Below are 20402 nucleotides of genomic sequence, written 5' to 3' on the forward strand. Positions count from 1 at the left end.
GCTGGGTGCGTCGCCAGGGACCCGCCCGGCGCCGCACCCGGAGGTAACCCGGTCATGAGCACCCGCCGCCCGACCCGCACCCGCACCCTCGCCCGCGTCGTCACCGTCGCCGCCGCCGCCGTCCTGGTCGGCTCCGCCGCCCCCGCCGCCCTCGCCGACCCGGCCGCCGTCGACACCCGCGACCTCTCCTGCGCCGCGCTCCTGCAGCAGGCCACGAGCTGGCCCGGCACCGACGCCGAGGGGCACCCGATCTTCTCCGACCGCTACGAGTCCTACCTGCTGTCGCAGCCCGCGTGCGCCTCCCCCAGGGCCTGAGGTCGGCACCCGGGTCCCGCCGCCCCCGGGCGGCGGGACCCCGGCCTGCCCGGACTCCGCCCCACCGTCCCCGGGCGGCGGACGGTGGGGCGGCCCCCCGGTTCAGCCGAGGTCGGTGCAGGTGGGCCGCCAGTCCCTGGAGGGGAGGAAGCGCTCCCACTCCGCTCGGGTGAGGTCCCGTCCGGTCACGGCGCACGCCGCTGCCAGCCAGTCGCGGGGGTCGAGGGGCAGCCGCCGGCCCGGGCCCGCGCCGCCGGAGGCGATCAGCTCGTCGCCGGCGACCAGCAGGTGCACGGGACTCCCGCCGGGCTCGCCGGACACCGGGAGGGGCGGACCGCGGCGCAGCCCGCTCTCGGCGTCGACCAGCGCGACCGATCCGTCCGCGGCCGACGCCGCCACCGTCCGCCCGTCGGGGAGCCAGTCCGCCTGCAGCAGGGGGACGCCGATGCGGACCGGCTCGCCCACCGGCTCCAGGCGTCCGGCGTCCACCACCTGCACCACGCCGGTGCTGCCGACCACGGCGATGCGCCTCCCGTCCGGGCCGAACGCCAGGTCCTCGATCTCGTCGTCGGCACGGAGCGGCACGACGCCGAGCAGCGCGAGGGTGCTGCCGTCCAGGACCCGGACCATCGGCCGGCTGTTGCTGCCCAGGGCGAGATAGCGGTGGTCGGGGCTGACCGCGGACACCCTCGCGTCGCTGCCCGAGGTCGGACGGCTCTCGACGCGGCCGGTCGTGGCGTCCACGACCGCGAGCCCCGACACGTCCTCGAAGGTCCCGCCCGCCCTGGAGCAGAGCACGAGGCGCGAGCCGTCGGGGGTCCACTCGGCGCAGGACACCACCGCGGCGGGCAGCGGGCGGCCCTCGCCGTCCACCTCCCCCGTCGAAGGCAGCCGGATGGGGTCGCCCGGCTCCCGGGTCTGCGTGTCGATCACGGTGGTGGCCAGCCCGCTGGTCACGGCCACCCGGCGACGGTCGGGGCTCACCGCGACGGAGACGGGGGGCGAGACCGCGACGGCCGGCCGGGCGGCGGAGGAGAAGTCGTCGGGCACTGCGGGCAACGCGCCCAGGGGGACGACCTCGAGCACCCGGCCGGTGCCGGGATCGAGGAACGCGGCGCCCACGTCCCGGGTGTCGGCCGGCGGGTCGAGGACCGTGCCACCCCCCGCGACCGACGCCCTCCGCACGGGTGCGACGGCGAGCCGTCCGGGGTGCACGATCTCGGGCCGGCCCGCGACCCACCAGCCCGGGACCTCCGGATAGGCGCTGCCCAGGCCGCCGTCGGGGCCGACGTCCCAGCTCACGACGGTGTCGTCCGGCGCCAGCGTGAACAGCCTGTCCCCGTCGGGGGTGACCACCGCGGTCGTCACGGCCTCCGCGTGGCCGCTGAGCGCCTCGCGTTGCGACCACTGCCCCGTGGTGGCGTCGACGTCCCACAGGAGCACGCCCGGGTCCCCGCCGACCGTGACCCCCCACGAGCCGTCCGGGGACTGGACGACGTCGGTCACCGGGGGCCGGTGCGCGTCGAGCTCCTGACGGACGCCGCCGTCGCTGCCGTACAGGGTGACGCCGCCGTCGGACCACAGCTGGGCCGCGCCGGTGGGCAGGGCTCGGAACCCGAGGCTGTCCGCGGGCCGGTCGGGCACCTGCAGGGGGACCTGACGCGCCGCGGCGAGGTCGGTCAGGGTGGCGTCCCCGGCGCCGCCGGCGTCCCCCTCGGCCCAGGTGACCAGGGTGCTGCCGTCGGGGGCGAAGTCCACCGGGAGGGCGCCGGCGTCCTCCCGGACGAGCCCGCCGATGCGCAGGTCGGTGACCGGCCCACCGTCCCGGTCCACCTCCACCACGTCCCAGCGGAGCTGCCCGTCGGGCGCCTCCCGACCCGATCGCAGCACGAGGACCCGGATCCGCCGGCCGTCGGCGGTGAAGGAGACCCCGTAGGGGGTGCCGCCGAGCGCGGCGGTGTCGAGGAGCACCCGGTCGTCCCCGTCCGCGGTCAGCAGCCGCAGCCAGGACTTGCTCTCGTCCCACCCGACGCCGGCGACCACCTCCTCCGTCGGCGAGCCGGCCACGGCCGTCGTCCCCCACCACGGACCGCCGGACCGGACCTCCTCGACGCCTGCCTCCCCGGATGACCAGGCCGTCCAGTCCGAGCCCAGCAGCAGCAGCGTCGCCGAGCCCATCAGCACGGCGTCGCGGACGCCGAACGGGGTGGGCAGGACGCGGTCCACGCGACGGTGCTCGACGAGCGCGGTGAGCAGCCGGTCCCGGGTGTCCGGTGTCTCGGCCAGCCGGACGGCCTGGGCGGCCAGGAGCAGCGCCAGGTCCAGCGGCCCCCTCCCGGCCGAGGAGGTGGCCAGCCGGTTGGCGTCGGCGACCCGGGCGGCCCGCGCCGCCTCCGCCTGACCTGCCTCGGCATCCCGCTCCGAGCGCACCGCGAGGACGACGACGACGAGGACGGCGGCGAGCATCGCGGCCAGCGCACGGGCCAGCAGGCGGGTCCGCCGCCGGGCCGCGGCCTCCGCGTCGGCCCGGCGGTGGGCAGCCGCCAGCTCGGCGTCGGCGTGCGCCCGGGAGGCCTCGAGGAACCGCTGTTCGACCGGCGCCGGGTCCGCGTCGGGACGGGCGGCCCAGTCGAGCGCGGCGGCCAGCCGGGCGCCGCGGTACAGCTCGTCGTCCGGGCGCCCGCCGGCGTCCCACTCGCGGGCGGCCGGGGCGAGGTGGCGCCGCACCGCGCGACCGGCCGCGTCGTCCTCGAGCCAGCGGGCCAGCCGCGGCCAGCCGGTGAGCAGCGCCTCGTGCGCGACCTCGAGGTGGTCCCCGTCGACGACCAGCAGCCGCCGGGCGACGAACACCTCCACCACCTCGCGCCGGGCGGCGTCGGCCGGGTCGAGCTCGCTCAGGAGCAGCGGCCGGCGGACGAGCCCGCCACCGGCGTCGACGTCGGCCAGCCGCACGAGCAGCCGCCGCGCCAGCTGCTGCCCCGGGCGGTCGAGCTGCGCGTAGGCCGCCTCGGCGGTCCGGGTCAGCGCACCCGCGACTCCGCCGGCGGCCAGGTAGCCGGCCAGGGTGAGGGTGCCCGCACGGCGACGCTCCCAGGTGCCCACCAGGGCCGTGGACAGCAGCGGGAGGGCCGCCGCCCGGCCCAGGACGTCGGCGACGACGGCGTCGACCAGGTCGGCCTCGACGCCGAGCCCGACCGCGGCCGCCGGTTCGGCCACGATCTCCCGCAGTTCGACCTCGGTGAGGGCGGGGACGAGCAGCACCCGGCCGTCGACCCGGGCGGCGAAGGCGGCGTGCTCGGCCAGCCGGCCCACGTGGTCCCCGCGGAGCACCACCACGCAGCGGACGACGATCCCGTCGTCCAGCAGCCCCAGCACCGCGTCGAGGAAGGCGTCGCGCTCGACCGGGTCGACCCCGGGCGCCCACAGCTCCTCGGCCTGGTCGACGACCAGCAGCACCGGCCCGTCGTCCGCCGTCAGCGCCAGCCCGTCGACCGGACGCCGGCCGGGGGTGCGGACGACCGGCCGCCAGCCGGCGCTGCCCGGCAGGGCTCCGCCGGTCAGGGCCGGCACCAGCCCGGCCCGCACCAGCGAGGACTTGCCGGCACCGCTGGTACCGGTGACCACGAGCAGGGGGGCGTCGACCGCCTTGGCCACCAGGCCGGCCACCAGCCGGCGCCGGCCGCGGAAGAGCCGCGCGTCGGCGGCCTGGTAGGGGGCCAGCCCCTTGTAGGGGCAGATCGAGCCGTCGCGCGGGCCGCCGGCCGGCGGGCCCCGCCCTGCGGGTGGCCCGGACACCTCCAGTGCCGGGTCCTGGGCGAGGATCGCCGCCTCGACCTCGCGCAGGGCCGGGCCGGGAGCGGTGCCCAGCTCGTCGGCGAGCAGGGCCCGCACCCGGCGGCCGGCGGCGAGGGCGTCGGACTGCCGGCCGGCCCGGTAGAGCGCCAGCATGAGCAGCCGCCACCAGCACTCCTGCAGCGGCTCCTCGGTGACCAGCCGCTCAAGATCGGGCAGCACGTCGGCGTGCTGGCCGCCGGCCAGGCGGGCCTCGAGCAGTCCCGAGAGGGCGCCGGTCCGCACCTCGGCCAGCCGCCGCCGCTCGACCTCGGCGAAGGGCGCGTCGGGCCAGTCGGCGTAGGGCTCGCCGCGCCACAGCCCGAGGGCGGCGGTCAGCTCCGCGACCGCCGCCTGCGCGTTGCCGGAGGCGAGCTGGGCGCGCCCGCGGGCGGCCAGGTCGCCGATCTGGAGGGCGTCGACGTCGGCGCGGTCGGCGGTGAGCGCGTATCCCGGCCCGCGGCGGGCGACGTACCGACCCGGAGAGCCCTTCGGCCGGTCGGGCTCGAGGGCGCTGCGCAGGTGGACCAGGTGCGCCTGCAGCGTCTTCCGGGCGGTCTGCGGTGGGGAGCCGCTCCACAGCACGTCGACGATGCGGTCGGTCGGGACGACACCCGGGGCACCGGCGGCCAGGACGGCGAGCAGCAGACGCTCCTTCGCGCCGGGGACCGCCACCGGCGCCCCGTCGTCCCCTCGGACCTCCAACGGTCCGATGACCGCGATCCGCACCTGGCAAACGGTAGGGACGCCGGGGGCCGGCCACCGTCCCGCGGGCGAGGACCGGGGGTCGCCGCGCGAGCCCCGTCAGCCTGTGCCGGGCCGACGCCGGGCGGTGAGCGGCGGTGTCAGTCGAGGTCGGTGCAGGTGGGTCGCCACTCGCGGGCGGGCAGGTAGCGCTCCCACTCCGCCCGCGTCAGGTCCCGGCCGGCCAGCGCGCACGCCGCTGCCAGCCACTCCTGCGGGTCGAGGGGGTAGCGGCGCCCGGGGACCTCACCGCTGAAGGCCACGAGCTCGTCGCCCGGCCCGGGCAGCAGGTGCGTGTAGACCGCCGTCCCAGCGCCCGAGGCACGGAGCGGTCCGGTGCGCGGCAGCCCGCGCTCGACGTCGAAGAGCGTCACCGTGCCGTCCATCCCGACCGTCGCCACCGTCCGGCCGTCGGCCAGCCACTCGGCCTGCAGCAGGATCTGCGGCGAGATGGCGACCGGCTCCCGCGCTCGACCGGTCCCGATGTCGACCAGGTGCAGCAACCCCGCGTCGCCGACCACGGCCAGCAGCCGGCCGTCCGGGGACCAGGCGACGTCGAAGGGCCGGTCACCGTCGAGCAGGTCGACGGTGGCGACCACCTGGAGGCTGTCCGCGTCGAGCAGGACGATCCGCTGGGTCGTGGCGCTGGCGATCGCGAGGAGGTCTCCGTCGGGGCTGGGCGCGATCGCCTGGGCGCTCACGCCGATGTCCAGCTGGTCCTCGACCTCCCCGGTGGCGGGGTCGACGACGACGAGCCGCGCGCCCTCCCCGGTGTCCGGGTCCCCCTCCGCGCCGAGCAGCAGCCGGGAGCCGTCGCGGGTCCACCCCGCCGACCAGAAGACGGCGGCGGGCAGCGGCGCACCGTTCCACAAGGCGCCCTCGACCGGCGGCAGGACGATGTCCGGCGCCATCCGGCGCCCCTGCGCGTCGAGCACCGACGCGCCCAGCCCCCAGGTGACGGCGACCGCGCCGCCGTCGGGCCGCACCGCCACCGACGACCCGAACAGCACCAGCGGCAGCGTCTCCCCCAGCACGACCTGCCGCACCACCGCACCGCTGTCGGGATCGAGGAAGGTGGCGGCGACCTGCCGGGTGTCGTCGGGCGGTCCGAGGGGGTCGGCCCCCGCGACCCGTGTGAGCGGCCGGGTGGGCACGACGACCGTCCCCTCGGGTCCCATCACCCGCGGCCGGTTGGACACCCAGCGCCCGTCCAGGGCGGGGTAGTCGGCGCCGAAGCCCCCGCCCTCACGCATGTGCCAGACGATCGCGGTGTCGTCCTCGCCGGCGGTCACCAGCATCGACCCCGTCGGGTCGACCTCCGCGACCCGCACGTCCCCGCGGTGGCCGGTCAGCGGCTCGGGCTCCGACCACTGGCGCGTGAGGGGGTCAACGGCCCAGCGCACGACCACTCCGTCGTCCCCCACGGTGGCCGCCCACCCCGCAGGCGACACGGCGACGCGGCGCACCGGCGCGGAGTGGGCGTCCAGCTGCTGCAGCACGCGGCCGCCGCGGTCGTAGCGGGTCACGACGCCGTCGTCCCAGAACTGGGCGGCGCCGTCGCCGGTGACCTGGAAGCCGATGCTCCCCGCGTCGCGCGAGTCGACGGGGAGCGCGACCTGCGCCCCACCGGCGAGGTCCACGAGGACGGCCGGGCCGCCCTCGTGGGCCCACAGGACGAGCAGCTGGGCCCGCGCGTCCAGGTCGGTCTCGAACGAGCCGAGGGCCGCAGGTGCCATGCCAGCGGCCGCCGTGTCCGACGCCGGACCGCCGTCGGCGTCGATCGTCCGGAGCCGCCACCGCGCCGGGCCCTCGGCGTCCCCGGGCGGTGGGGTGACCACGATGAACTCGACCGTCTCGGCACCGGCGGTGTGCGACACGGCCACCGGCAGTCCGCCCACCTCGGTGCCCTCGAGGAGCCGGGTCACCTCGCCGTTGGGGGTGACCAGCCGGACGTAGGGTTCGTCGTTCGCGGCCAGCCCCGACGTGGCCAGGGTGTCGGTGACCGGGGACGGGTCCGCGCCGTACCAGGCACCCCAGGTCGCGTCGAGCGGGACGGCCACGCGAGGCAACCCGCGGCCCCCCGTGGGCCACGCGACCACGCGATCGCCGACCCCGAGCCAGAGGGTGCCCGTGCCGTCGACCCGGCCGCCCTGCACCCGGCCGGGGATGGGCACGGCTCGGACGACCCGCTGGTTCTCGGCGAGCAGCGCCAGCAACCCGTCCTGGGTCTCCGGGGTGTCGGCCAGGCGGACCGACGTCGCGGCCAGCAGCACGGCGGTGTCCAGCGACGACGCAGTCCCGGTGCGCGAGGTCAGCCAGTTGGCGTCGGCCACCCGCGAGGCGCGCTCGGCCTCCGTCGCCCGGGTGTCGGCGTCCTGCTGGAAGTAGACGGCCAGGCCCGCGGCGACGAGGGCGGCGACGAGGACCACGGCGAGCACCGTGGCCAGCCGGCGGGTGCGGCGTCGGCCCCGCGCCTCCCGGACGGCCTGGTCCCGGGCGACGGCCAGGTCCCGCTCGGCCTGCGCGCGGGACGCCGCGAGGAAGTCCCGCTCGGTCGCGGTCAGCTCTTCGCCGGCTGCCGTCGCCCAGTCCAGCGCCGCGGTCAGCCGGGCGCCCCGGTAGAGCTCGTCGTCCGGGCGCCCGGCGTGGTCCCAGTCGCGCGCGGCCGGGGTGAGGTGCCGGCGCACCGCCCGGCCGGCCGCGTCGTCCTCGAGCCAGCGGGTCAGCCGGGGCCAGGCGCGCAGCAGCGCCTCGTGGGTGACCTCCAGCCGGTCGGCGTCCACCGAGAGCAGCCGCCGGGTGAGGAACACCTCGGCCACCGCCCGGCGTCCGCCGTCCTCCAGCTCGGCGATCGGCACCGGCCGCCGGACGAGTCCCCCGCCGTCGTCGAGGTCCGCCAGCCGGACGAACAGCTGCCGCGCCAGCACCCGGCCCGGCTCGTCGAGCGCCGCGTACGCGGCCTCCGCCGACCGGGCCAGTGCCCCGGCGACACCGCCGGCGGCCAGGTACCCCGCGAGGGTCAGCAGGTGGCCGCGGCGCCGTTCCCAGGTGCCGACCAGCGCGGTGGACAGCAGCGGCAGCGCCGCCGGGCGGCCCAGCCCGTCGGCGACCACGGCGTCGACCAGGTCGTCCTCGACGCGCAGGCCGACGGCGGCCGCCGGGGCGCGGACCACGTCCCGCAGCTCGGGGTCGCTCATCGGCGGCACCAGGACCAGCGCGGCACGGAGCCGGTCGACGAAGCCCGGGTGCTCGGCCAGCCGGCCGACGGCGTCCCCCCGGACGACGACCACGCAGCGGGCCACCACCCCGTCGTCGAGCAGGGCGACCACCGTGTCCAGGAACGCCGACCGCTCCGCCGGCACCATGCCGGGCGCCCACAGCTCCTCGAACTGGTCGCAGACCAGCAGCACGGGAGCCGGCGGCGGGTCCTCGCCCGTGAGGCCGGCCAGGCCGTCGACCGGGTGGCGACCGGGCAGGAGCACCACCGGCCGCCAGCCGTCGCTGCCGGGCAGGGCACCGGCGCCGAGGGCGGGGACCAGCCCGGCCCGGACCACCGACGACTTGCCCGCGCCGCTCGGGCCGGAGACCGCCACGAGCGGCGCGTCCACCAGCCGCGCGACGAGGGTGGCGACCACCCGTTCCCGGCCGGCGAACAGTCCCGCGTCCTCGGCCTCGTAGGCGCGCAGCCCCAGGTAGGGGCACGCGCCCGGCGCCGGCTGGGCCGCTGCCGTCGCCGGGGCCGTCGCCGGTGCCGGGGTCGCGTCGAGGTCCGGGTCCTGGGCCAGGACGGCGGCCTCCACCGCGCGCAGCGCCGGACCGGGATCGGCCCCCAGCTCCTCGGCGAGCACCGACCGCGCCCGCCGGGCGGCGCCCAGAGCGTCGGCCTGCCGCCCCGAGCGGTAGAGCGCCAGCACCAGCAGCCGCCACCACTCCTCGCGAAGCGGCTGCTCGGCCACCAGCCGCTCGAGGTCGGGGACCAGCGCCGCCGCCTCGCCGCGCGCCAGCCGGGCCTCGGCCAGCGCGGTCCGCGCACCGTCGCGGACCTCGGCCAGCCGGCGCCGCTCGGCCCCGGCGAAGGCGGCGTCCGGCCAGTCGGCGTAGGGCTCCCCGCGCCACAGGTCGAGGGCGGCGGTGAGCAGCTCGCCCGCCCCCGCGGCGTCGCCGGCGGTCAGGGCCGCCCGGCCCCGGGCGGTCAGGTCGCCGAAGGCCAGCGCGTCGAGGTCCTGCCGGTCGACGGCCAGCGCGTACCCGGGTCCCCGGCGGAGCACGTGCCGGCCGGTCGAGCCCCGGGGCCGGTCGGGCTCCAGCGCGCTGCGCAGGCGGACGACGTGGGCCTGCAGCGACTTGCGGGCGGTGGCCGGGGGGTCGCCGTCCCACAGGTCCTCGGCGATGCGGTCGGCCGGCACGAGCGCGGGCGCTCCGGCCGCCAGGACGCCCAGCAGCAGGCGCTCCTTCGCGCCCGGGATCGCCACCGGCGTCCCGTCGTCCCCCCGGACCTCCAACGGTCCGATGACCGCGATCCGCACAACGGGCCACGGTAGGGACGCCGCGCGCCGGTCAGCGCGCCCCGGGGCGCGGTCGCCGCCCGTCGCGCGAGCCCCGCCGGCCCGTAGCCGGAGGACGCCGGGGGGTGAGCGACTCAGCCGACCGGGACGCCCGCCTGTGCCGCCACCGGGGCGGTGACCCACCGTGGCGCGGGCACGCGGGCACGCACGGCCGCGACGGCCCGCCGACCGAAGCGGTCCTCGTCCACCAGCACCGCGCACAGGTTGCGGCCGACGACGAACACCCCCCGCCCGTCCTCGGTCGGGACGGCCGCCTCGACGAGTTCCCACGGGACCGTGTGGACGTCGCCGTCGGCGTCGCGGTGGGCCAGCCCGCCGTCCCCGACGACGAGGTGGACGCGGCTGCCCCGGTCGACCAGCCGGGTGAGCAGCGGGGGGCGGAAGACGGTGCCGACCGGCAGCTGCGGCGTGACGTTGCACAGGAACCGGCGCTCGACCGGCGCACCCGGCCCGGCGTACCCGCTGCCCTCCGGCACGTACAGGATCGCGGTGTCCAGTCCCTGCGCCAGCGACGTAGCCACCCGCTCCGGGGTCACCGCGCGCCAGCCCTCGAGCACGTCCTCGACCGGCCGGAAGGGCAGCCCGCTGACCGCGCAGTACGCCGCGTCGGCCAGCTCGGACTCCGCGACCGCCCGCGGGTCGGCGTCCAGGTCCTCCTCGAAGCCGGCCACCGCGTGCGCGAGCTCGGCCGGTGTGGGGCCGGTCGCGGCCAGCTCGGTGCTGGTCCGCCACAGCAGGTCGGCGACCTCGCCCTCCTGGCCCTCCCGGGCGTCGACGACGACGGCGACCTCCCGCCGGTCGGGGCCGAGGTCGAGGCCGAGCGAGTCGACCGAGTAGCTGAGGCCGCGGGCGTGGCGGGCGGTGTCCCGCAGTCGCTCCTTCAGGACGTCCACACCGACCATGAGCGCGGGGTCGCCGGACCCGCCGGAGGCCAGCAGCAGGCCCACGCCGGAGCCGTGCCCGGCGGTCCACACCGGCCCGGTCTGCGGACGCGCCGCCGGGATCGCCCGCTCGGGACGCGGCCCGGCCGGCAGCGGCAGCCGCAGGCCGGCGGGCACGGCACCGGAGCACCACAGCGCGGCGTTGCCGCGCACGAACCAGCGGCGGGCGTGGGCCCGGACCAGGTCCTCGGTCAGGTACCGGCGGCCCGGCCCGTCGGCCATCACGAGCCCCGGCCCGGTCAGCCCGAACCGGGCGGCCCACAGCGCACCGATGGTGGAGTCCGCCGTCGAGCAGTTCTCCGCCTCCAGGACGCCGACCTCCAGCTCCAGCCGCTCGGTCGGCAGGTCGGAGAGCGCGCGGCACACGCCCTCGAGGAAGGCGCGCACGGCCTCGGGGCGCCCGGTGGCGTAGAACGCGGTGGTGTCGACGTCGGTGACGGCGTTGCACCTGAGGTGCGACTTGGGCAGCGCGCCCATGGCCAGGTGCTCGACCAGGTGGGTGATCTCGATGGTCGCGAAGGTCTCGTCGCGGAGGCCGACCCCGAAGACGAGGGCCGCGGTGATCCGCTCGGGCCCCGGGGCGGAGATGACCGGGACGCCGTCGATCTCGATGCGCTGCACCGAACCAGGCTCGGGCCGCCGTGGTGCCGGGCGGGGCAGACACGCCCGCGACGGGACAGCTGTGGCACGTGTGCCCTCCTCGCCGGTCGCGGGGCTGCGTTAGCGTCCCGGCGTGGAACAGCCTCCCGCGGACGACCCCGCCACCCTCGCCCGCGCAGCCGCCGGCGCCCTCACCGCCGCGCTGGGCGACGGGCACGACGTCGCCGTCGTCATGGGGTCGGGGTGGGCGCCGGCGGCGGACGCCTTCGGCTCCGTCGAGGGCAGCGTCGCGATCGGCGACCTGCCGGGGTTCGCGGCGCCGACCGCCGTCGGGCACGGCGGCGAGATCCGCTCGGTGCGCGTGGGCGGGCGCCGGGTGCTGCTGTTCCTCGGGCGCACCCACCTCTACGAGGGCCGCGGTGTCGAACCGGTGGTGCACGGCGTCCGGACGGCGGCCGCAGCGGGCGTGCGCACCGTCGTCCTCACCAACGCCGCGGGCGGACTGGCCCCCGAGCACCGGGTCGGCCAGGCGGTGCTGATCAGCGACCACCTGAACCTGACCGCGCGCTCGCCGCTCGTCGGCGCCACCTTCGTCGACCTCACCGACCTCTACGCCGAGCGCCTGCGCGCGCTCGCCCGGGAGATCGACCCGTCCCTGACCGAGGGCGTCTACGCGGCACTGCCCGGACCGCACTACGAGACACCGGCGGAGATCCGGATGCTGCGCACCCTCGGCGCCGACCTGGTCGGCATGTCCACGGCGCTGGAGGCGATCGCCGCCCGTGCCGCGGGCACGGAGGTGCTGGGGCTGTCGATGGTGACCAACGCGGCGGCCGGGATCACCGGCGAGAAGCTCGACCACGAGGAGGTGCTGGCGGCCGGGAAGGCGGCGGCCGGTCGGCTGGGCGAGTTCCTGGTGGAGTTCCTGGGGCGGCTGTCGTGAGCGGACCCGTGTTGCTGACGGGCGCGGCCGGGCGGATCGGCACGGTGCTGCGCGGCGGGCTGCCCGAGCGCGGCTGGGCGGTGCGCTGCCTCGACGTCGTGCCCGTCCCCGACACCCGTCCCGGGGAGGAGCAGGTCGTCGCCGACGTCACCGATCCGGCCGCCGTGGGCGACGCCGTCGCCGGGGCGTCGGCGGTCGTGCACCTGGCCGGCATCTCCGGGGAGTCCACCTGGCCGGCCGTCTCGCACGCCAACATCCAGGGCACCTGGTGCGTGCTCGAGGCCGCCCGGCTGGCCGGCGTCTCCCGGGTGGTGCTGGCGTCGAGCAACCACGCGGCCGGCTTCACCCCGCGGCCGGACACCGGCCTGTTGCGCGAGACCGACGTCCCGCCGCGGCCGGACACCTACTACGGCGTCTCCAAGGCGGCGATGGAGGCACTCGGCTCGCTGTACGCCGACCGCTACGGCATGGACGTCGTCTGCCTGCGGATCGGCAGCGCCTTCCCCGAGCCGACGACCGTGCGCATGCTGGCCACCTGGCTGTCCCCCGCCGACCAGGTGTCGCTGGTCGACGCCGCGCTGCGGGCACCGGCGCCCGGCTTCGCCGTCGTCTGGGGCGTGTCGGCCAACACCCGGAGCTGGTGGGACCTCACCGCCGCCCGGGCGCTGGGCTACGAGCCGGCCGACGACGCCGAGGTCTACGCGCAGGCGCTGATCGAGGCGCACGGCGAGCCCGACCCCGCCGACCCGGTGCACCGCCTGGTCGGCGGCCAGTACACGCTGCCGGAGTTCGACGCGGAGAACTTCGAGCCGCCCCTCCCCCGCGGCGACATCGCGCCCGGCAGCGGGGACCCGGCGTGACCGTGCTCGACACGGCCCGCGCCTGGGCCGAGGCCGACCCGCACCCGGGCGACCGCGCCGAGATCGCCGCGCTGGTCGAGGCGGGCGACGAGGCGGAGCTGACCCGCCGTTTCGCCGGACCGCTGACCTTCGGCACGGCCGGGCTGCGCGGGCCGCTGCGTGCGGGGCCGGCCGGGATGAACGCCGCCGTCGTCACCCGGGCGGCGGCCGGCCTGGCCCGCCACCTCGCCGACGCCGGGCACGCCGGCGGCGGCGTGGTGATCGGCTTCGACGCCCGCCGGCGCTCCGACGAGTTCGCGCACGTGTCCGCCGCGGTGCTGGCGGGTGCCGGGTTCGCCGTCCAGGTCCTGCCCCGGCCGCTGCCCACGCCGGTGCTCGCGTTCGCCGTCCGGCACCTGGGCTGCGTCGCCGGCGTGATGGTGACCGCCAGCCACAACCCGCCCGAGGACAACGGCTACAAGGTCTACCTGGACGACGGCGCCCAGCTGGTGCCGCCGGCCGACCGGCTGATCGAGGCCGCGATCAACCAGGTGGGCCCCGCCCGCGAGGTCCCGCTGTCCGACGAGTGGGGAACGCTCGGGGACGACGTCCAGACCGACTACGTCGCCGCCGTCGTCCGCGCGCTGGAGCCCGAGCTCCTGCCGGCCGACCAGCGGAGCGCGCTGCGGGTCGCCTACACCGCGATGCACGGGGTCGGCGCGGAGACGACGCGGCTCACCTTCGCCGCCGCCGGGTTCGCCCTGCCGGTGAGCGTCGAGGAGCAGGACCGGCCCGATCCCGCCTTCCCGACGGTGGCCTTCCCCAACCCGGAGGAGCCGGGCGCGGTCGACCTGCTGACCGCGCTGGCGGCGCGGACGGGGGCGGACGTCGCGATCGCCGAGGACCCCGACGCCGACCGCTGCTCGGTGGTGTGCGACGGCCGCCAGCTCACCGGCGACGAGGTGGGCGCCCTGCTCGCGGACTGGCTGCTGCGCCGGGGTGTCCGGGGCACCTACGCGGCCTCCCTGGTCAGCGGCTCGCTGCTGCACGCCCTGGCCGCCGCGCACGGCGTCCGCTTCGCCGAGACCCCGACCGGGTTCAAGTGGATCGTCCGCGCCGGCACCGACGACGTGCCGCTCGTGTACGGCTACGAGGAGGCGCTCGGGTACGCCGTCGCGCCCGGGGTGGTCAAGGACAAGGACGGCATCTCGGCCGCGCTGGCCGTGGGGCTGCTCGCCGCGGAGCTCAAGGCGACCGGTCGCACGCTGGTCGACCGGCTCGACGAGCTCGCCACCGAGCACGGCCTGTTCGTCACCGGCCAGCTCGCCGTCCGGGTGGCGGACCTCGCGCTGATCGACGACGCGATGGCCCGGCTGCGCGCCGATCCCCCCGCCCGGCTGCTCGGCCGGGAGGTCGCGTGCACCGACCTCGCCGTGGAGGACCCGCCGGTGGACGCCGTCCGGCTCCTCGGCGACGGGGTCCGGGTGATCGTGCGGCCCAGCGGCACCGAGCCCAAGCTCAAGGCGTACCTGGAGACGGTGGTGCCGGTGCACGACGACGCCGGGCTGATCGCCGCCCGCGGCCGGGGCGCCGACGAGCTCGACCAGTTGCGCGCCGAGATGTCCGCGGTCCTGGGGCTGTAGCGCGGTGGAGGTGCGCGCACTGGTCTTCGACGTCTTCGGGACCGTCGTGGACTGGCGCGGTGGCGTGGCCCGCGAGGTGCGCCGGCTGCTCGGGCCGTCGGTGGACGCCGAGGCGCTGGCCGACGACTGGCGGGGTCGCTACCTCCCCTCGATGGAGCGCGTGCGCTCCGGGCAGCTGCCGTGGACGCCGCTGGACGCGCTGCACCGCGCCTCGCTGGACGACGTGCTGGCCGACGCGGGGCTGGTCGACGTCCCGGCGTCGGTGCGGGACGAGCTGACGCTCGCGTGGCACCGGCTGGACCCGTGGCCCGACGTCGTCCCGGGGTTGACCCGGCTGCGGGCCGCCTACGTGCTGGCGCCGCTGTCCAACGGCAACGTCGCGCTGATCGTGGACATGGCCCGCCGGGCCGGGCTGCCCTGGGACCTCGTGCTGGGTGCGGAGATCGTGCGGCACTACAAGCCCGACCCCGAGGTCTACGACTCCGCGCCGCGACTGCTCGCGCTGGACCCGTCTCAGGTGCTCATGGTGGCCGCGCACGTCGAGGACCTGGTGGCCGCACGAGCCCGCGGCCTCCGGACGGCGTACGTGCACCGAGCCGGCGAGCACGGCGGGCAGCGGGTGCCCCCGCCCACCGACCCGGACGCCGACCTCTCGGTGCGGTCGTTCGGTGAGCTGGCCGACCGCCTCGGCGCCTGACCGGCGGCGGCCCGGCCGGTCAGCGCACCGGCGCCAGCAGGGTGTCCAGGTCGACCTCGCCGTCGAGCAGTCCCTGGGTCTCGGCCAGCTCGGTGAAGACCTCGAAGGTCTCCTCGCTGACCTCGGTGTTCCACTCCGGGAGGATCACCTGCTCGGCGAGCTCGGGCGTGATCTCGAGGTAGGTGGGCAGAGCCGCGCGGACCGCGTCGGGGTTGTCCTGCGCGTAGGCCAGCGACTCCTCGATCGCGGTGGTGAACCGCTCCAGGACGTCCGCGTTCTCGCTGGCGAACTGCTGGCTGGTGAAGTAGCTGGAGACCTCGATCTGGACGTCGGTGAAGTCGTTCAGCGGCGTCGTCAGGATGCGCACCCCCTGGGGCGCGGCGATGGTCACGAACGGCTCGGCCAGCCAGGCGGCGTCGACGTCGCCGGCCTGGATCGCCGCCGCCATGTTGGGGAAGGGCAGCTCGACGAAGTTGATCGTGGCCGGGTCGCCGCCGTCGGCGCGCACCGAGGCGCTGACGACGCTGTCGCCGATGGCGTTGAGGGTGTTGGTGGCGACGGTCCGGCCCTCGAGGTCCGCCGGTCGGGTGATCGCCGGATCCGCCGTGACGATCACGTACGGGTCCTCCTCGGGGTCGCCGGTGCTGTCGACGCCGCTCGCCACCACCTGCAGGGGCAGCCCGCTGGAGGAGGCCACCACGAGCGAGAGGTTGTTGCCGAAGCCGATGTCGATGCTGCCGCTGGCCACCCCGGGGACGATCGCCGCGCCACCCTGCCCCGCGCTCAGGTCCAGCTCGATGCCCTGCTCCTCGAAGAAGCCCTGCTCGATGCCGACGTAGACCGGCGCCACGTCGATGATCGGGATGATCCCGAGGGCGACGGTCTCGGTCTGCTGGCTCCCACCGGTGCCGCCGGCGCCCGCGCCGTCTGTCCCGGCCTGGCCGTCGTCCCCGTCGCCCGAGCAGCCCACCAGCAGCGCCGGCAGGGCGAGGACGGCGGCCGCCGCCGCGCGTCGGGTGCGGGTCCGGGGTGCTGCCGGCGACGTCATGGCGCGATGGTGGCACGGGTCACCACCCGTTGCGGGCGTTGCCCGCGCATCGCGGGCGCTGCAGACCCGGCGACCCGCGGAGAACGCCGGCCATGCGATCGGGTGGTTTCCACAGGGCCGGATGCCCGGGCGGCCGGGCCTCCGTAGTCTCCCGGCGACCGGTGATCGACTCGGGGGTGGACGACGTGACACGGCGCTGGACCCTGCGACTGGTCGCTGCACTCGCGGCCGGAAGCGCCGTGCTGGGTGGCTGCTCGGAGCCGCAGGAGGCCAGCGACACCCTGCCGCCGGCGACCGCTGCACCCAGCACCACGGAGGGACTGCCTCCCCTCGGACCGCCCGACCTCCCGATGCCCGACGCGGCGCGGACCCAGGACGCCGCGGGAGCCGAGGCCTTCGTCCGGTACTACATCGACCTCATCAACCGGACGTCGACGGTGATGGACGCCGCCCCCCTCCGCGAGTTCAGCAACGGCTGCGCCGACTGCGACCGCATCGCAGCTAATACGGAGAGCAGTGCAGGCGCCAATCGAGACTATGAGGGTGGCGAAATCACGATTACAGCGTTGACTGCCCCTCTTATCACTGACAAAAGAGCCGAGATGGCCATCCGTGTTAATCAAGCTCCGTTAGTTGTCGTCGGAGCCGACGGAAGCGTTCTTTCAGAGGAAGGATCGCCCGCTTATACCGGCATTCCGGGAACGGCCGCCGCCACATGGGACCCAACGCAAGCAACGTGGACGATGGCAACCTTGGCCTTCGGATGAGGAGCATCCTCACCCTTCTCGCCGGAGCTACTCTTATTCTTGTCGCCGCCATACTTCCCGCCCGTGCCGCCGAATGCGGAGAACGAATCTGCCCCGAGGTGACTACCACTCCGGGCGCGCTAACCGCGGCCTATGTGGCGCAGGGGCCCGAATCGTATTGGATAGCCACCACGGTGGCACCAGAGGTGCACCCATACACTTACCGCCTGTCGAGCCCATGCGACATTGACATTGCGGCCGGCGGCGCGTGCCGACCTGACGATGATGCCGCCTGCCCGTCGGCCCCCGACCAGGTCGTCATGGTGATGGTGATTGAAAGGCAGCGCTTGGTGCTAGCTGACGGTACGACGGTCGATGGCTACGTACCGCTGCCCGGCACTGCACCTGGGACCGCCGTCGGATCGTGGCTCGGCTTTGCACGGGGGTGTGTGGACATCACGGCGCTGAACCCGCCGCCGTCCCCGGGGGAGGTGTTCCGCTACTTCCAGACGCTGCCGCTCCCCCAGCTGCCCACCCAGCAGCAGCCGCCCGGCAACGCGCTGGTCGGCCTCCCGGTCGTCTTCTACACCGACGGCCCGACCACGCAGACCTTCACCGTCGACATCCGCGGGTTCACCGTCGACATCGTCGCCACGGCCACCGGCTTCGCCTGGCACACCGGCGACGGCACCACCCTCACCAGCACCGACCCGGGCGCGCCCTACCCCGACCACACGGTGAGCCACGACTACCGCAGCGGCAGCTACACCGCGTCGGTCACCACCACGTGGAGCGGCACCTTCAGCGTCGACGGCGGGGCGAGCGCCGACGTCCCCGGCACCACGACCACCGACGGCCAGCCGGTCACCTTCACCGTCCTGCAGTCCAGCCCGGTGCTGACCAACCCCTTCGACTGACCCGCACTGGGGATCAGACCGACTCGCGGCAGCCCGTCCCCAGCGCGCGCTCCGCGGCGGCCAGCACGGCCACGACGTCCCGGCCGAAGCTGACGTCGCAGGGATGGGTCCCGCCGGTCAGCGCCGCAGCGGTCAGCTCCTCGACCGCGACCCGCAGCGCGTCGATCGGGTGCTCGGTATCCGGGAGCAGCACCAGCCGGCCGGCGTCCCCGTGCACGAAGAACTCGATGCCGGTCGACATCGGCGTCACCGTGTGCGACAGCGTGACCGTCGACGCCACCCCGCTGTCGTGCTGCAGAACCAGGTGCACGGTGTCCCCGGTGCCGCCGCCGGCCTGCACGGACGTCACCGCACCCAGCGCCGGCACGAGCAAGGACAGCGCGTGCGGGCCGATGTCCCACAGCGCCCCGTGCCGCCGCCGCCAGGCCGAGTCGAACGGGCTGCCGGCCAGCGCGCTCAGCCACGACCCGGCGCCGCCGGCGAGCTTCGTCCGCGCCGCCTGGGTCAGCCAGGTGGACGTGCCGGTCTGGAAGCGGAACGTGAAGAACACGACCGACGCGACCCCGGCCGACCGCACCGCCGACACCACCCTGTCGGCCTCCGCCAGCGACAGGCCGATCGGCTTCTCCAGCAGCACGTGCTTGCCGGCCGCGGCGGCCTGCTCGACCAGCGGCACCTGCACGTCCGGCGGGACGGCGATGGTCACCGCGTCGACCCGGTCGAGCAGCGCGGCGACGTCGTCGTACCCCTGGACGTCGAACTCCGCCCCCAGCGCCTTGGCCTTCGCCAGGTCGCGCCCCCACACCCCGGCGAGGGACGCCGACGGGTGCCCGGCCAGGGCGGTGGCGTGCACGGTCTGCGCCCAGTGGCCGGTGCCGAGCACCCCGAAGCGCATCGTCACACCGCGCCGAACTGGCGGTCCCCGGCGTCACCCAGCCCCGGGACGATGTAGGCCTTGTCGTTGAGCCCCTCGTCGATGCTGGCGGTGAACACCCGCAGCGGCAGCCCGCTCTCCTCCAGCCGGGCGATGCCCTCCGGCGCGGCCAGCGCGCACAGCACGGTGATCGCCGTCGCGCCGCGGGCGGTGAGCAGCCCGCAGCAGTGCACCAGCGAGCCGCCGGTGGCCAGCATCGGGTCGAGCACGAACACGTCCCGGTCCACCAGCGACTCCGGCAGCGACGCCATGTAGGCCTCGGGCCGGAAGGTCTCCTCGTTGCGGGCCAGGCCGACGAAGCCCATCTGGGACTCCGGCAGCATGCCGTGCGCGGTGTCGGCCATGCCCAGGCCCGCGCGCAGCACCGGCACGATCAGCGGCGGCGCGGCCAGCCGGTAGCCGGTGGTCGTGGTGACCGGCGTGGTGATGGGGTCCTCGGCGACGGCGAGGTCGCGGGTGGCCTCGTAGACCAGCATCTGGGTGAGCTCGCGCAGCGCCGCGCGGAACGCCGCGTTGTCGGTCCGTTCGTCCCGCATGCGGGTCAGACGGGCTCGGGCCAGCGGGTGGTCGACGACGGTCAGCTGCACGCGCGACACCGTAGCGGCCGGGCTGGTGGCCGCTGAGGGGAGAATGACCCCATGACCTCCGTCCTCGACCCCGGCGCCCTGTCGGCGCAGGCCCCGCCGCGACCGGAGCCGCTCGCGCCGTTCGCCGACGTGACCCGCTCCGACGCCGCCGTCCGGGCCTTCCTGCACGGCCTGCCGGGCGTCGACCAGGTGGGCGCCGAGGCCCGCGTCGCCGTCCTCGGCAGCCGGTCGATCAAGACCACCGCGAAGGCGTGGGCGATCGACACCGCCATCTCGATGGTCGACCTCACCACGCTCGAGGGTGCCGACACCCCCGGCAAGGTCCGCAGCCTGGCGGCCAAGGCCCGCCGCCCCGACCCGGGGGACCCGACGACGCCGCCGGTCGCCGCGGTCTGCGTCTACGGCGACCTCGCGAGCGTGGCGAAGCAGGCGCTCGAGGGCACCGCCATCAAGGTCGCCGCCGTCGCCACCGCCTTCCCCAGCGGCCGGGCCAGCCGGGCGGTGAAGCTCGCCGACGTCCGGGACGCGGTGGCCGGAGGCGCCGATGAGATCGACATGGTCATCGACCGCGGCGCCTTCCTCGCCGGCCGCCACCTCGACGTCTACGACGAGATCGTGGCGGTCAAGGAGGCCTGCGGCGACGCCCACCTCAAGGTCATCCTCGAGACCGGCGAGCTGGTCACCCTCGACGCCGTCCGCCGCGCCTCCTGGCTGGCGATGCTGGCCGGTGGCGACTTCATCAAGACCTCCACCGGCAAGGTGTCCCCCGCCGCGACCCTGCCGGTGTGCCTGGTGATGATGGAGGCGGTCCGCGACTTCCGCGCCGTCACCGGCCGGCAGGTGGGCGTCAAGCCCGCCGGCGGCATCCGGACGACGAAGGACGCCGTCAAGCACCTCGTGCTCGTCAACGAGGTCGCCGGCCCCGACTGGCTCTCCCCCGACTGGTTCCGCTTCGGCGCCTCCAGCCTGCTCAACGACCTGCTCCTGCAGCGGCAGAAGCTGCGCACCGGCCACTACAGCGGCCCCGACCACGTGACGATCGACTGAGGGCC

14 protein-coding genes are annotated in these 20402 nt (G+C 76.3%); 8 read left to right on the plus strand and 6 right to left on the minus strand.

All coding sequences use genetic code 11. The features are described 5' to 3' along the window. Nucleotides 1-54: 54 nt before the first annotated feature. A complete protein-coding gene (locus GCU56_RS09095; RefSeq protein WP_163481378.1) occupies nt 55-315 on the plus strand; it encodes a hypothetical protein in 261 nt (86 codons plus the stop codon). A gap of 102 nt (nt 316-417) precedes the next feature. Here the strand turns inward: GCU56_RS09095 and GCU56_RS09100 are convergent, their stop codons facing one another. From GCU56_RS09100 to GCU56_RS09110, 3 genes are all read right to left on the minus strand, one after another. Then, the gene (locus GCU56_RS09100; protein WP_163481380.1) at nt 418-4875 is read right to left on the minus strand and encodes an nSTAND1 domain-containing NTPase; all 4458 of its coding nucleotides are present in this window, start codon (nt 4873-4875) and stop codon (nt 418-420) included. Between the two features lie 116 nt (nt 4876-4991). Continuing rightward, a complete protein-coding gene (locus tag GCU56_RS09105) occupies nt 4992-9416 on the minus strand; it encodes an nSTAND1 domain-containing NTPase (protein WP_163481382.1) in 4425 nt (1474 codons plus the stop codon). A gap of 113 nt (nt 9417-9529) precedes the next feature. Beyond that, a complete protein-coding gene (locus GCU56_RS09110) occupies nt 9530-11017 on the minus strand; it encodes a M16 family metallopeptidase (protein WP_163481384.1) in 1488 nt (495 codons plus the stop codon). 112 nt (nt 11018-11129) lie between these two features. On the opposite strand from GCU56_RS09110, the gene GCU56_RS09115 reads away from it, so the two are divergent. From GCU56_RS09115 to GCU56_RS09130, 4 genes are read left to right on the plus strand one after another with little or no spacing between them, the layout of a single operon-like run. Beyond that, on the plus strand, nt 11130-11939 hold the full coding sequence (locus GCU56_RS09115) for a purine-nucleoside phosphorylase (RefSeq protein ID WP_163481386.1): 810 nt from the start codon (nt 11130-11132) through the stop codon (nt 11937-11939). Further along, entirely contained in the window at nt 11936-12799 is an 864-nt protein-coding gene (locus GCU56_RS09120; RefSeq protein ID WP_163481388.1) for an NAD-dependent epimerase/dehydratase family protein, read from the plus strand. Before GCU56_RS09115 ends, GCU56_RS09120 begins: the two co-directional genes overlap by 4 nt. Further along, the gene (locus GCU56_RS09125) at nt 12796-14421 is read left to right on the plus strand and encodes a phospho-sugar mutase (RefSeq protein WP_163481390.1); all 1626 of its coding nucleotides are present in this window, start codon (nt 12796-12798) and stop codon (nt 14419-14421) included. Before GCU56_RS09120 ends, GCU56_RS09125 begins: the two co-directional genes overlap by 4 nt. A 10-nt stretch (nt 14422-14431) precedes the next feature. Continuing rightward, nucleotides 14432-15118, plus strand: a complete 687-nt coding sequence (locus GCU56_RS09130; protein ID WP_345771741.1) for a haloacid dehalogenase type II — start codon at nt 14432-14434, stop codon at nt 15116-15118. Nucleotides 15119-15137: 19 nt separating this feature from the next. Here the strand turns inward: GCU56_RS09130 and GCU56_RS09135 are convergent, their stop codons facing one another. Then, nucleotides 15138-16166, minus strand: coding sequence for an ABC transporter substrate-binding protein (locus GCU56_RS09135; protein WP_163481394.1), 1029 nt, complete (start codon nt 16164-16166; stop codon nt 15138-15140). Between the two features lie 176 nt (nt 16167-16342). On the opposite strand from GCU56_RS09135, the gene GCU56_RS09140 reads away from it, so the two are divergent. Then, the gene (locus GCU56_RS09140) at nt 16343-16933 is read left to right on the plus strand and encodes a DUF6318 family protein (protein ID WP_163481396.1); all 591 of its coding nucleotides are present in this window, start codon (nt 16343-16345) and stop codon (nt 16931-16933) included. A 428-nt stretch (nt 16934-17361) separates the two neighbouring features. After that, nucleotides 17362-17829 carry a hypothetical protein gene (locus GCU56_RS09145; protein WP_163481398.1) on the plus strand — a complete coding sequence of 156 codons (468 nt, stop codon included), beginning with the start codon at nt 17362-17364 and terminating at the stop codon, nt 17827-17829. 13 nt (nt 17830-17842) lie between these two features. On the opposite strand, the gene GCU56_RS09150 is transcribed toward GCU56_RS09145, so the two are convergent. Both GCU56_RS09150 and upp read right to left on the minus strand, forming a co-directional pair. Continuing rightward, nucleotides 17843-18724, minus strand: coding sequence for a Gfo/Idh/MocA family protein (locus tag GCU56_RS09150; RefSeq protein WP_163481400.1), 882 nt, complete (start codon nt 18722-18724; stop codon nt 17843-17845). A gap of 2 nt (nt 18725-18726) precedes the next feature. Continuing rightward, nucleotides 18727-19350, minus strand: coding sequence for a uracil phosphoribosyltransferase (upp, locus tag GCU56_RS09155; protein WP_163481402.1), 624 nt, complete (start codon nt 19348-19350; stop codon nt 18727-18729). Nucleotides 19351-19401: 51 nt separating this feature from the next. On the opposite strand from upp, the gene deoC reads away from it, so the two are divergent. Then, nucleotides 19402-20397, plus strand: a complete 996-nt coding sequence (gene deoC, locus GCU56_RS09160) for a deoxyribose-phosphate aldolase (RefSeq protein WP_239522011.1) — start codon at nt 19402-19404, stop codon at nt 20395-20397. The last annotated feature ends 5 nt before the right edge of the window (nt 20398-20402 follow it).

Source organism: Geodermatophilus sabuli (assembly GCF_010686765.1).
In the GTDB taxonomy this organism is placed as follows: Bacteria; Actinomycetota; Actinomycetes; order Mycobacteriales; family Geodermatophilaceae; genus Geodermatophilus; species Geodermatophilus sabuli_A.